This window comes from Hydrogenophaga crassostreae, from assembly GCF_001761385.1.
Classification (GTDB): domain Bacteria; phylum Pseudomonadota; class Gammaproteobacteria; order Burkholderiales; family Burkholderiaceae_C; genus Hydrogenophaga; species Hydrogenophaga crassostreae.
In genome coordinates, this window is record NZ_CP017476.1 from 255401 (window position 1) to 268641 (window position 13241).

The following is a 13241-nucleotide window of genomic DNA, read 5'->3' on the forward strand; positions in this document are numbered from 1 at the left end:
GCCCGATGTGCCTGGAACGAGGGTTTTCCACAGTTCCCTCTTGGGCGGGCCGGCTCCTACAATGATTGGAAACCGGTTTCAGGCCAATGCAACGGCCTGCAAAGCAGGCCATTGGCTAAACGGTTTGGCGGTTCTCCAACCGGCTCTTGATGGCCTCTTGTGTCACCGAGCCACAGCACTAAAGAGGTGAATTCATGAAGCGCAGAAATCTCATCATCAGCTCGCTCACATTGGTGGGTACCCTGGCGGCACTGCCCGCGCTGGCGGCCTATCCTGAGAAACCGGTTACCGTCATTTGTCCCTGGTCGGCCGGTGGTGGCACCGACACCTTGCTGCGCGCGCTGTCCAAAGAAGCCGAGAAGCACCTGGGTCAAACCATCAACGTGGTCAACCAGACTGGAGGCGCTGGCGCCATTGGTCACAATGCGATCCGTGCTGCGCGCCCAGACGGCTACACGGTGGGCATGATCACCTTCGAACTCAACTCCTTGCCACCACAGGGCCTGGTGCCGTTCACCTGGAAAGACTTTGATCCCCTGATGCGCATCAACTCGGATCCCGCCGCGTTGACCGTCAAGGCCGACGCGCCGTACAGCAGCGTGCGGGGATTCATGGACTACGCCAAGGCCAACCCCGGTGAGATCACGATTGGCAACTCCGGCCCGGGTTCGGTCTGGCATATCGCCGCCGGTTTGGCCGCCGACAAAACTGGCGTCACCGTGAAGCACGTGCCATTTGACGGCGCAAACCCTGCGGTCACCGCGCTGGTGGGCGGACACATCAAGGCCGTGGCGGTGTCCGTCGCCGAGGTGAAAGGCCAGGTACAGGCCGGCAATCTCAAAATTCTGGGCGTCATGTCCAGCGAACGCGACAAGATCTTCCCCGACGTGCAGACCTTCAAAGAACAGGGTGTTGACGTGCAGTTTTACACCTGGCGCGGCCTGGCCTTGCCCAAGGGTGTGCCCGCTGAAGCCAAGACCAGGATCGCCGACGCCTACAAAAAGGCCTTTGACTCCGCCGAGTTCAAGGACTTTGCCGCCAAGGCATCGCTCAACCTGTCATACCAGGACTCTGCAGCGTTCACACAGTTCCTGGGCCAAAACGCCAGCGATGTGGAGTCGGTCATGAAGGGCCTTGGTTTGGCCAAGAAGTAAGGGGAAAGGTGTTTGGGGGGGCGCCATGTGCTCCCCCCATTTTTTGTCAACGGGGACCTGCGCGGTCCCTGGCTGGATGGGGCTGCATATGAAAGTCGCTGACATTGTCGGAGGGCTGATCGGGATCTTCACGGGGCTGTGGGTCTTGTGGACCAGCTCGAACATGCCAGCCGATGTGGTAATGAAGATCGGGCCAGGCTTCTTTCCGAGCATGCTGGCCGGTGGCTTGATTCTGTTCAGTGGGGCGCTGCTGGTCAAAGCCATTCAAGGCAAGAGCAAAGGCAGGCTTGAATCCCGGCAGTGGTCGGACGTGGGTGTGCGCCGGGGCTTGATCACGCTGTGTGCGGCGATCCTGTTTGTCGCGGTCATGGAACCCCTGGGTTTCATCCCGACCAGCATCGTGTTCCTGACTTTCATGATGTGGGTGCTGGGCAAACGCAACCCCTTGCTCATTGGCCTGGTCCCCACCCTGATCACGGCGGGTGTCTGGCTGGTGTTTGAAAAACTGCTTCACCTGTCCATGCCACCCGGCGTGCTGGACAGCTTGCTTTAGCCAGGACGCTTGACCATGGGAATCAATTGGGACCTTCTCGTTTCGAGCTACTCGGCGGTTTTTTCGCCAGGCATCATTTTGATGATCTGCATCGGCACGGCCGCTGGCATCACCATGGGGGCGCTGCCAGGCCTAACTGCGACCATGGGTGTCGCGCTCCTGGTGCCGCTGACCTTCGGGCGTGCGCCGCTGGAAAGCATTTCCATGCTGATCGGCATTTATTGTGGTGCCATGTATGGGGGCTCCATCTCGGCCATATTGATACGAACACCGGGCACCCCGGCTGCGGCTGCCACGTTGCTGGAGGGCTACCCGATGGCCCAACGCGGCGAAGCGGGGCGCGCGATGTCGATGGCCTTGTTCGCGTCCTTTTTCGGCGGCGTGGTGGGCGCACTGATCATGACCTTCGCCTCGCCGCTCATTTCCGGAGTGGCGCTGGAATTCGGGCCGGTTGAATACTTTGGCCTCGCCGTTTTTGGATTGTCGGTCATCGTCTCCATCTCGGGGCGCTCGCTGATCAAAGGCGCCATGTCGGCCTTTTTCGGGTTGATGATCGCCACCATTGGTTTTGACCCGATTTCCGGCTTTCCCAGGTTCACTTTCGGGATGATCGAAATGATGGAAGGCCCGCCCTTCATTCCCACATTGATTGGCCTGTTTGCCGTCTCTGAGGTTTTCAACGAGGTGCAAAAGACCGGCAAGATTGAGCGAGTCAAGGCGAACATCGACCGGTACCTCCCCAGCTGGGCAGATATCAAAAAGACCTTCAAGACCCTGACCAGATCGAGTGTGATCGGCACAGGCATCGGAGCCATACCCGGTGCGGGGGGCGACATCGCCGCGTTTGTTGCCTATGGCGAGGCCAAACGGAACGCCAAGCATCCCGAGCGTTTTGGCACCGGTGAAATCGAGGGCCTCGCGGCGAGTGAGAGCGCCAACAACGCCTGCTCGGGCGGCGCGATGATTCCCCTGTTGTCGCTGGGCGTTCCGGGCGATGCGGTCACGGCCGTGCTGCTGGGTGCTTTCGTGGTTCAGGGCCTGCAACCCGGCCCCATGCTCTACAAAGAGCACATGGATTTTGTGTACCAGATCTTTGCTTCCATGATGCTGGCGCAGATAGCCATGCTGTTCATCGGCGCGGCTGGGATTCGAATGTTTGCCAAGGTGATTCTGGTGGACCGGGCCATCTTGACTCCGTCGATCTTTGTGATGTCGATGGTGGGCGCCTATGCCATGCGCAGCAATGTGTTTGACGTCTACACCACGTTGGCTTTCGGCATCCTGGGTTACGTGATGCAGCGCTACGACTACCCCCTCTCTCCGATTTTGTTGGCGCTCATTCTTGGACCGATGGCCGAGTCCAACCTGCGGCGTGCGATGGTGATTTCAGGCGGCGATCCCCTGATCCTGTTCAGCCGCCCGATCGCGGTGGGTCTGATGCTGCTGGCGGTGGCTGCGCTGGTGCTCTCGATCCGCGGCCACCGAAAGATCGAAGCCAAACTGGCCGCGACCGAAGGGGCGGGCGCACGCGGGTCCTGAACCTTACCCAGGCTGGTTCAGGCCGCTGCATTTCCTCGGATCTGCCGTCCCGGCACCCATGGTGGGGCCAGAAATGTTTGACGGACTGACCCCTATGTACCGGGATTGAGCACCACCACCCGCTGCCCAAGCCAGGGCTGTTGGAATGAGCGCCCTCATTCCTACATGGCAGGGCCGGGCGGACGCCCCTAGGCAAACCGCCAATCCGGGCGCATGCTTGGTGGCTCGATCCGCGCTCGCCCCTTCGTTTGCGCCGAAGCGAAAGAAGGTCGCATGCCTATTTCTATGTGAAAGCTGGAGGACACTGGCGGCAGACAACTGGCGCATGGGGGGCGCACCAAATGCACCAAGGCGACGGCTAACCGTACCAATCGTGGTTCGATTCCCCCCCTGCGCTGAGGCCTGGGGGTTCGCTCTGCAACGGTCCGGTTCACCGGCGTGTCAAGCCGAGCCGTGCCGCCTGCAGCGCGGCGCGTCTGGTTGCGGTAGAAGGATCTGGCTGATTCGAACCGGCTCTTGGGCTCCTGTTCACTGTGGCCCGTGCGCCGGCCATCTTGATAGGACTTCGCATGACAACTCAGCACCAACGCCTGACCGTGTTGGGCACCGGTTCCGTGGGGCTGGGGGTGGCCGCCGCCTTTGCGCAATCCGGCCATGCGGTCACGCTGCTGACGCGGGGCGATGAATCTGTCAACTTGCTGCGGCGCGAAGGCCTCCATGTCACCGGTGTTTCGGGGGAGCACACCATCGTGCCCGGCGCGATCAACGTGGACGACGCCAGCCATCCCGGTGCCACCAGCCTGGCTTGTGATGTGTTGATCGTTGCAACCAAGGCTTACCAGGTGGCAGATGCGGTGCGCGCCATGGTGACCCAGTGGCAGGTTGGCGGCGGGTCGGGACCCCGCGCCGTGTTGCTGATGCAAAACGGCTGGGGCTCGGCCGACGAAGCGCGGGCCCTTCTGCCCCCGCATGTCGGGCTCTTCTCAAGCATGATGATGATTGGCAGCGAACGGCGCGCGCCCAACCACGTGCACATCAACGGGGTGGCTGGCCCGTTGCGTGTGGGCACACTGTATGGATGCGAAGCAGGGAACATGCGGGCGCTGGCCGACTCGGCCGGCTCCGGCATCTTGTCTGTTGTCTACGATGCCGACATTGAGCCTGCCATGCTCAACAAATTCCTCTTCAACTGCTGCCTCAACGCCGTGGGTGCCCTCACCGGTCAGACCTATGGTGAACTGGTGACCCACTCACACTCACGCCATCTCATTGGCAGGCTGGCAGATGAAGCTATCCGCGTGCTTGCCGCTGCTCGCCAATACCAGGCCGCCGCGCCAGACGGCGCACGGTATGTGGCGGACGTGCTGATGCCTGTTGTGATTCCCAGTGGCGCGAACCACCGGTCATCCATGGCGCAAGACGTGAGCGCAGGGCGACGCACCGAAATCGACTATCTGAATGGGGCCATCGTGGATATGGGCCGCACACACGGGGTCGAAACGCCGTTCAATGAAGCGGTTGTCTCGTTGATACATGCGCTGGATCGCAGCGGGTCGTAGGTGCGGAGACGAAAGCCTGCGGGCCTGCGGTGCCGCCCGGTCTGCCCGCTCAACAGCCGGGGGAAGACCGGGCGCATGGACAATGAACCGCCTGTCATGCCCATACCGCTTTGAAGCGGGCGGGCATGGTGGCCGGTGGCGCGTTACAGTGTCTGCCGCTGTGTGAAACCGCTTCTGCATGGAGTGGCCACAGCCCCGCCCGTACCGGCCAACCCTTCGCAGGGGCCTTTCTTCAAGAGTCCTGCGTTTCTATACCGACCCCGACCTCCCCATGACCACCGCTATGTACACCCACTCCGTTCCCGTTTTCAAGCAAATGCTGACAGCCTTGAAAACCATTCTTTCGCAGACCAGCGAACACGCCGCGGCCAAGGGCATCGAGCCCGATGCCCTGCTGCAGGCCCGCCTGTTCCCCGACATGTTTCCCCTGCTCAAGCAGGTGCAGATTGCCGCCGATTTTTCGCGCGGCATTTCGGCCCGCCTGGCGGGTGTGGATGTGCCTGTTTACGAAGGCCAGGAAAAGACCTTTACCGATCTGGACGCGCTGTTGGCACAGACCCTGGCCTTTCTCGACAGCGTGAAGGCGGCCCAGTTTGAAGGCAAGGAAAGCAGCGAGATTGTCTTGCGCCCTGGTACGCCCAAGGAAAAGAAACTCAGTGGACAGACCTACCTGGCCAACTACGGTTTGCCGCAGTTCTTCTTCCACGTCACCACCGCCTACGACATCCTTCGCCACAATGGTGTGGCCGTCGGCAAGCGCGACTACATGGGCGCTTACTGAGCGCGCCAACCCCTGGGGTTGCGGGCTGAACTTGATCTCGCCGCCCCCGGGTCGAAAGAGAAGTGCCGCTCACCGATTCGGCGCCAGATGGCGGCGGGGCGTGTGCGGCTTAACATGGCGGACCGCTTTGCCGCGCATGCCCATGACAGCACCCTTAACCCTTTCCCCACTCCCCGAGGGCAGCCCCGCTCACGCCCAATGGCGCGACGACCTGCCGCGCTGGCGCCACCTGGTGCAGGCGCGCTGGTTGCACGCCTTGCTGGCGGGTGCCGCGGTGGAAGCCGCGCCTGAAGGTGCATGGCATGTGTTTGAAGTGGGTGAAGGGCCGTGGAGCAGCGCACAGGCGCCCACCTTGCCCGGCGCCCGCTGGCTGGATGTGCAGCGGTTCGAACATGGCCCCTTGTGGAACAAGGTGCCCGATGAGGTGTTGCTGCGACAACTGGGCGAACTGGGCATACGGCACGACACCACCGTGGTGCTGGCCGGTCGCAAAGGGGTGGCCAATGCCCGCATGGCCCACCTGCTCCTGTACGCCGGTGTGGGCGACGTTCGCCTGCTGGACGGCGGCACACAAGCCTGGGTGCGGGCGGGCTTTCCAGTCGCCCGAGAAGCACCGCCAGCGCCTCAACCGGTGGCGACCTTTGGCCTGGCGCGAGTGGCCTGCCCGCAGTACCTGGTGGACACCGCGCAAGTGCGGACGCTGCAGCAAAAACCCGATGCCACACTGGTGAGCATCCGCACCTGGGGCGAATTCACGGGTCGAACATCAGGCTACGACTACATCGCGGCAGAGGGCGACATCGCTGGCGCCCGCTGGGGTCATGCGGGTGCGGATGGCGATGTGAATGACATGAGCGCTTTTCACACCCGGGAGGGCCTGATGCTGGACGCGGCCGCCATCGAGGCGCTGTGGCACAGCCAGGGCATCGAAGCCCATGGCCACACGGTCTTTTATTGCGGCACGGGCTGGCGCGCATCGCTGGCGTTCTACTACGCCTGGCTGATGGGCTGGGCGCAAATCTGCGTGTACGACGGCGGCTGGCTCGAATGGAGCAGCGACCCGGCCAACCCGACCATCAACCGGCAACTGCTCCCCAACGACCGAAGCACCCTCGCTCAGGCTTCAGCCCGGGACTTCAGTATGGATGCCCAACCGTGACCCAGCCTGTGCGCCCCATCGACCTGCCTGAAGCGTCTCTGTTGAAGGGTTGCCGGGAATCCGGTGCCTTTGCGGACTGCTACACCTGTGAGGTGGCCGGCGCGGTATCCCACGCGGATTTCGTGGAAGCTTTTTACACCACCCGCCTGTTCAAGCTGGAACGGTTCGTCTTGCGCTGGCTGGCCCGCTGCCCGGCGACCGATGCCGACGCCAGGCAACTGGGCGAGGGCAGGGCAGACCGCTTTTCGGCCTGGCGCGTGGAGGCACGCGAAGCGAATCAGCTGCTGCTGGCGGATTTCACCGGACGCACCAAATCGTGGCTGATGGTGGGACCGGCAGCGGGCGGTAACGGGGCACCCCGCACCCAGCTGTATTTCGGCTCGGCCGTGCTGCCCCAGCCAAGGCGAAGCTCTACCGAGAAGGCGCGCATGGGCGTGGTCTTTCATGCCCTGCACGGCTTTCACCGGCTTTATTCGCGCCTGCTGTTGAGCGCCGCACGCTCGCGGTTGTTGCGGCGCAAGCGGCCAGACGTGCGCTGAGCTGAGGGCACTCGAAGCCTCAGAGGCTGGCCGCCAGCCTGGCGGCCTGGTCGATGGCGCGCTTGGCATCCAGCTCGCCCGCTTCCAGCGCGCCGCCAATCACATGCGCCGTTTTGCCTTGGGAGGCCAGTTCGTCGGCGAGCGTGCGCAATGGCAACTGGCCGGCGCACAGCACCACGTTGTCGCAGGGAATCCAGGTGGGGTTCTCGCGCTTCTCACCGTAGGACACCAGCAGGCCTTCCTCACCGATGCGCTCGTAGTTCACGCCGCCGATCATCTTCACGTGTTTGTGTTTCAGCGCCGTGCGGTGAATCCAGCCCGTGGTCTTGCCCAGACCGGCGCCCAGCTTGCCGGCCTTGCGCTGCAGCAGCGTGACCTGGCGCGCAGGCGGCGACACTTCGGGCGCCGCGGTGGCCAGGCCACCGGCGGCCAGCGCCGGATCGGTCACACCCCACTCGGCTTGCCAGGCCGGCAAGTTGAGGGTGGTCGATTGTTCCCGGCCGCCTTCGTGCACCAGGTACTCGGCCACGTCGAATCCGATGCCGCCCGCGCCCACAATGGCCACCCGCTGGCCCACTGGTTTGTGCTCGCGCAGCACCTCGATGTAACTCAGCACCTTGGGATGGTCCTGGCCCGGAATTTTCGGATCGCGCGGGCTCACGCCGGTGGCGATGACCACCTCATCGAACCCGTTGAGTGCACTGGTTTGCACCTCTTGGCCCAGGTGCAGTTCCACGCCCGTGGTTTCCACACGGCGGCGGAAGTAGCGCAGCATTTCGTCGAATTCTTCCTTGCCTGGCACCTGGCGCGCCATGTTGAGCTGGCCACCGATCTCGCTGGCCGCATCAAAGAGCGACACCGTGTGGCCGCGCTCGGCGAGCAGCGTGGCCGCCGTGAGGCCAGAAGGACCGGCGCCGACCACGGCGATGCGCCTGGCCTTGACCGCGGGCCGGTACACCAGTTCGGTCTCGCGGCAGGCGCGGGGGTTGACGAGGCAACTGGCCGTCTTGTTGACGAACACGTGGTCCAGGCACGCCTGGTTGCAGGCGATGCAGGTGTTGATCAGGTCGCTCTGGCCCTGGGCGGCCTTCTTCACGAACCCGGCATCGGCCAGCAGCGGACGCGCCAGCGAAACCATGTCGGCCATGCCGTCGGCCAGCAGTTGCTCGGCCACTTCGGGCGTGTTGATGCGGTTGCTGGTGACCAGCGGGGTGGTGATGTCCGAGGCGGCGAACTCGGTCTTCATTTTTTGCGTGACCCAGGCAAAGGCGGCGCGCGGCACGCTGGTGGCGATGGTGGGCACCCGCGCCTCGTGCCAGCCGATGCCGGTGTTGATGATGCTGGCCCCGCCCCGCGCGACCGCTTTTCCCAGTTGCACCACCTCGTCCCAGCTGCTGCCTCCGGGCACCAGATCGATCATGGAGAGGCGGTAGACGATGATGAAGTCTTTGCCCACGGCCTCCCGCGTGCGCTGCACGATCTCCAGCGGCAGGCGCATGCGGTTGCTGTAATCGCCGCCCCATTCGTCTTCGCGCTGGTTGGTGGCCAGGCTCAGAAACTGGTTGATGAAGTAGCCCTCGGAACCCATGATTTCGACGCCGTCGTAGCCCGCTTCGCGGGCCTTGGCGGCGCAGTTGACGAAGGCCCTGATCTGGCGCTCCACGCCGCGCGCCGAGAGCGCAAACGGTTTGAAAGGCGAAATCGGCGACTTCAAGCGCGAAGGCGCCACCGCCATCGGGTGGTAACCATAGCGACCGGTGTGCAGGATTTGCAGTGCGATCTTGCCGCCGGCCTGGTGCACGGCGTCGGTCACCACACGGTGGCGCTTGGCGGCGCCCGAGGTGGACAAGGTGCCGGCGAATGGCTTGGTCCAGCCAGCCATGTTGGGCGCAAAGCCACCGGTGACGATCAGGCCCACGCCGCCCTCTGCGCGCTCGCGGAAATACGCGGCGAGCCTGGTGAGATCGCGCCCCTCTTCGAGCCCGGTGTGCATGCTGCCCATGAGCACGCGGTTCTTCAACGACGTGAAGCCCAGGTCCAGCGGGGCCAGCAAATGGGGATAAGGCGAAGCGGCGGCGGTTGGATGGGGCATGTTCAACAATCCGTAAACAATCAGGGGAAGTGCGGTGCACAGGTCGAAAGAGCGGCATGGCCAGCGGGGCGGTGACCCCCCCTTCGTGCGCCGTGCGCTAGAAATATATTCTAGAATTAAATTCTATGGCAACCCGTCAATCACCCCCTGTTGTCGCCCGCGCGGCCAAGCCTGCGTCCGACACCGACACCGACACCGACACCGACACCGACACCGAGCCCGGCGATCGCCGCCAGGACATCCTCCAGGCCGCCCTGGCCTGTGCCACCGAGCGGGGGCTGGACGCGGTGTCGATCGAAGGCGTGCGCGCGCGCTGCGGTGCCAGCGTAGGCAGCATTTACCACCACTTCGGCAGCCGGGAAGGCATCGTGGCAGCGCTCTATGTGGCCCTGTTCCAGCGCCAGACCGCCGCCATTGCGGCCGCATTGCGCCACGCGCACACGCCGCAACAAGGCGTGCAGGCGCTGGTGCATGGTTACCTCGACTGGGTGGTGGCCTACCCCGATCAGGCCCGCTTCATGTTCCAGGCCCGGGGTCTGGCGACCCAAAGCGTGCGCAAGGCCGATCTCAATGTCTCGGCACAGCAGCGCAACCAGGCGCTGGTGGACTGGTTCGCGCCGCACCAGGCCCTGGGCACCGTTTTGCCCCTGCCCTGCGAGTTGCTGCCCTCGCTGGTGATGGGGCCTGTGCAGAGCTATTGCCGGGCCTGGTTGTCGGCCGAAGCCAGCGGCACGGGCAGCCTGCCTCCACCCACGCGCTTTCGCGACGAGCTGGCACAAGCCGCCTGGCAGGCCGTGGCCGGCCCGGGCCATGCCCGACAATAGCGGCATGAAACACCTGTCTCCCAAGGAAGCCTGGGCCTGGCTGCAGGCCGAGCGCACGCGCCTCGAAGCCGCCGGACAAGACGGCCCGCTGTTCGTGGATGTGCGCATGGAGATCGAATCCCTGTACGTGGGTCGCCCACCGGGCGTGGAGAACATCCCCTGGTACGAGTACCCCGATCTCACACCCGAGCCGCAGCGGTTTGCCGCCGCTGTCGAAGCAGAAGCGGGCTCCAAAGCGCGCCCTGTGCTGCTGATTTGCCGCAGCGGCAAGCGCACGCTGGACGCGGGCCAGGCCCTTGAGGCCGCGGGTTTTGTCGAGGTGGCCCATGTGGTCCACGGTTTTGAAGGGGATCTGAACGATGCCTTCAAACGCTCCAGCCTGAACGGCTGGCGGCACGACGACCTGCCCTGGGAGCAAATGTGAGCGGGGCGCAGGCATCGCCCGAAGGCGTTGTGGCCACCGCTTGCCGTGCTGAAGGCAAAGGTTGTCCATGGACATGATCGACGTCGCGCCCGAAGGCGAAACGCTGGAAACCTGCGCCGGCGTGCTGCAGGAGGTGTTTGGCTACGACGCCTTCCGTGGCCCGCAGGCCCAGATCGTTTCGCATGTGAGTGAAGGCGGTGACGCGCTGGTGCTGATGCCCACGGGTGGCGGCAAATCGCTGTGTTACCAGGTACCGGCCATCGTGCGGGAACGCGCCGGGCAGGGCCTCACGGTGGTGGTGTCGCCGCTGATCGCGCTGATGCACGACCAGGTGGGCGCGCTGCTCGAAGCCGGCGTGGCCGCGGCCTTCCTCAACTCCAGCCTCTCGCTGGAAGACGCGCAGCGCGTTGAAAAAGAAATGCTGCGCGGCGAGATCACGCTGCTCTACGCCGCCCCCGAGCGGCTGACCACGCCGCGCTTTTTGGCGCTGCTCGATTCGCTTCACGAGCGTGGCAAGCTCAGTCTGTTTGCCATCGACGAAGCCCATTGCGTGAGCCAGTGGGGCCACGATTTTCGGCCCGAATACCGCGGCCTGGTGGTGTTGCACGAGCGCTTTGCGGGCGTGCCCCGCGTGGCGCTCACCGCTACGGCAGACGACCTCACCCGCGCCGATATCGTCGAGCGCCTGCAGCTGGAAGAAGCGCGCACCTTCATCAGCAGCTTCGACCGGCCCAACATCCGCTACACCATTGTCGAGAAGAAAGATGGCACACAGCAACTGCTGCGCTTCATCCGCGACGAACACAGCAGCCCCCAGGGGCACGACGCCGGCATCGTGTACTGCCAGTCGCGCAAACGCGTCGAAGAGGTGGCGGGCATGTTGTGTGAAGCGGGCTTCAATGCCCTGCCGTACCACGCCGGGCTGGACGCCGCCAAACGCCTGAACCACCAGGACCGCTTCCTGCGCGAAGAGGGCCTGATCATGGTCGCCACCATCGCCTTTGGCATGGGCATCGACAAGCCCGATGTGCGCTTCGTGGCCCACCTCGACATGCCCAAGAACATTGAAGGCTACTACCAGGAGACTGGGCGCGCCGGACGCGATGGCGAAGCCGCCAACGCCTGGATGGTCTATGGCCTGCAAGACGTGGTGAACCAGCGCCGCATGATCGACGAGAGCCCCGCGGCCGACGAGTTCAAGCAGGTGCTGCGCGGCAAGCTCGATGCCTTGTTGACGCTGGCCGAGGCCAGCGATTGCCGGCGGGTTCGATTGCTGGGCTACTTTGGTGAAGCCAGTGAGCCCTGCGGGAATTGTGACAACTGCATCAAACCGCCGGAACTGCACGATGCAACAGAGGCGGCGCGCAAGGTGCTTTCGTGCATCTACCGTGTGCAGCAGGCCAGTGGCACCGCTTTTGGATCAGGCCACATCATGGACATCCTGCGTGGCAAGCAGACCGACAAGATGGCGCAGTACGCGCACGACAAGCTGTCCACCTTCGGCATTGGCGCCGACTGGTCCGAAACGCAATGGCGCGCGCTCTTGCGCCAGCTGGTTGCGCGCGAAGCGGTGCATGTCGATGCGGCGCATTTCAATACGCTGCACCTGGCCGAGGGCGCTCGTGCGATCTTGAAGGGTGGCGCCCAGGTGTGGATGAAGCAGCCCAGCGAAAAGCCCAGCCGCTCACGATCCAGGGGCAGCAGCCGCAATGCGGCCAACGACGTGGCGCCCGACGGGCAACCGCTCAGCCTGGCCCAGCGGGAGTGTCTGGATGCGCTCAAGGCCTGGCGCGCCGAAGTGGCCCGGGAACACAACCTGCCGGCCTTCGTGATCTTTCACGACGCCACCTTGCGCGCCCTGGCCGCTCAAATGCCCCAATCCCTGGCCGATCTGGACGGGGTGGCAGGTATCGGGCAGAAAAAACGCGAGGCCTATGGATCCGAGGTGCTGCGCGTGGTGAGTGCTTTTGTGTAGGTGATCCCTGCTCTGGGCCTGGCTTGTTACAACCAAGCTTTAAGTTGGCCCGGGAGTGGCGACCGTTCGTCGTTTTTTCGGATTTCTTTAGGGAAGAAAAGCTCAAGAAACCCCACCCAAAGCCGAAATGTTGAATAACGCTGGAGAAGCCCCTCCAGTCTGCATTCAATCTGACGGAGTTCGCCATGTTCTTTAAGCTGCCCTGGTTTTCGAAAACCAAGAAGGTCAACTATGGAGACACCCAGGTGATGGAGCTGGATTTCCTCGTGGACGAGTTCCAGGAGGCCATGGCCGACATACAGGATCCGGTGCGCACCCGCCTGCATGCGGCCCTCATCTCTTGCCAGAACCCCAAAGATCTGTGGTTTCTGCGCGGCAAACTGTTCAACCTGATTTCGAAGTACCACTGCGAAAGCGTGGCGCATGACCGTGTCTCCCGTCTGGACCAAAAGCTTCAGTTTTTTGTGTCGCACCATCCAGACCATGCACCTGAAGAGTTGCCCTCGGGGCCCATGGCGCTTTTGCACTGAGCTGAGCGGGGGCTTGCCCGCCTCCTGTCTCGGGAGGCGAGTCGGCGCTGACGTTGTTCTCCTCGCCAGCCTTTGGGCTGGTACTCAAGCCCGTCAATGCGACGGGCTTTTT

General features: G+C 63.6%; 12 protein-coding genes. 11 read left to right on the forward strand and 1 reads right to left on the reverse strand.

The genetic code is table 11. From position 1 onward, the window contains the following. Positions 1-194: 194 nt before the first annotated feature. The 7 genes from LPB072_RS01260 to LPB072_RS01290 all read left to right on the forward strand — a co-directional run bounded on the left by LPB072_RS01260 (position 195) and on the right by LPB072_RS01290 (position 7284). On the forward strand, positions 195-1154 hold the full coding sequence (locus LPB072_RS01260; protein ID WP_066095091.1) for a tripartite tricarboxylate transporter substrate binding protein: 960 nt from the start codon (positions 195-197) through the stop codon (positions 1152-1154). Positions 1155-1242: 88 nt separating this feature from the next. Next, complete coding sequence (locus LPB072_RS01265; RefSeq protein ID WP_157694181.1) at positions 1243-1707, forward strand: tripartite tricarboxylate transporter TctB family protein; 465 nt, start codon at positions 1243-1245, stop codon at positions 1705-1707. A 15-nt stretch (positions 1708-1722) separates the two neighbouring features. Then, positions 1723-3246, forward strand: coding sequence for a tripartite tricarboxylate transporter permease (locus tag LPB072_RS01270; RefSeq protein WP_082877124.1), 1524 nt, complete (start codon positions 1723-1725; stop codon positions 3244-3246). A 569-nt stretch (positions 3247-3815) separates the two neighbouring features. After that, complete coding sequence (locus tag LPB072_RS01275) at positions 3816-4805, forward strand: ketopantoate reductase family protein (protein ID WP_066095097.1); 990 nt, start codon at positions 3816-3818, stop codon at positions 4803-4805. A 271-nt stretch (positions 4806-5076) separates the two neighbouring features. After that, complete coding sequence (locus LPB072_RS01280) at positions 5077-5586, forward strand: DUF1993 domain-containing protein (protein ID WP_066095100.1); 510 nt, start codon at positions 5077-5079, stop codon at positions 5584-5586. Between the two features lie 142 nt (positions 5587-5728). Next, positions 5729-6745, forward strand: coding sequence for a sulfurtransferase (locus LPB072_RS01285; RefSeq protein ID WP_082877137.1), 1017 nt, complete (start codon positions 5729-5731; stop codon positions 6743-6745). Beyond that, positions 6742-7284, forward strand: coding sequence for a hypothetical protein (locus tag LPB072_RS01290; RefSeq protein WP_082877125.1), 543 nt, complete (start codon positions 6742-6744; stop codon positions 7282-7284). Before LPB072_RS01285 ends, LPB072_RS01290 begins: the two co-directional genes overlap by 4 nt. A gap of 19 nt (positions 7285-7303) precedes the next feature. On the opposite strand, the gene LPB072_RS01295 is transcribed toward LPB072_RS01290, so the two are convergent. After that, complete coding sequence (locus LPB072_RS01295; RefSeq protein ID WP_066095106.1) at positions 7304-9376, reverse strand: NADPH-dependent 2,4-dienoyl-CoA reductase; 2073 nt, start codon at positions 9374-9376, stop codon at positions 7304-7306. Between the two features lie 125 nt (positions 9377-9501). On the opposite strand from LPB072_RS01295, the gene LPB072_RS01300 reads away from it, so the two are divergent. The 4 genes from LPB072_RS01300 (at position 9502) to LPB072_RS01315 (ending at position 13129) form a co-directional block, all read left to right on the forward strand. Further along, positions 9502-10200, forward strand: coding sequence for a TetR/AcrR family transcriptional regulator (locus LPB072_RS01300; protein ID WP_082877126.1), 699 nt, complete (start codon positions 9502-9504; stop codon positions 10198-10200). Between the two features lie 4 nt (positions 10201-10204). Next, positions 10205-10624 (forward strand): rhodanese-like domain-containing protein, encoded by a 420-nt coding sequence (locus LPB072_RS01305; protein WP_066095109.1) that lies wholly within the window; start codon positions 10205-10207, stop codon positions 10622-10624. Between the two features lie 73 nt (positions 10625-10697). Then, the gene (recQ, locus tag LPB072_RS01310) at positions 10698-12599 is read left to right on the forward strand and encodes a DNA helicase RecQ (protein WP_066095445.1); all 1902 of its coding nucleotides are present in this window, start codon (positions 10698-10700) and stop codon (positions 12597-12599) included. Positions 12600-12784: 185 nt separating this feature from the next. Further along, positions 12785-13129 (forward strand): hypothetical protein, encoded by a 345-nt coding sequence (locus tag LPB072_RS01315; RefSeq protein ID WP_066095112.1) that lies wholly within the window; start codon positions 12785-12787, stop codon positions 13127-13129. Positions 13130-13241: the final 112 nt, after the last annotated feature.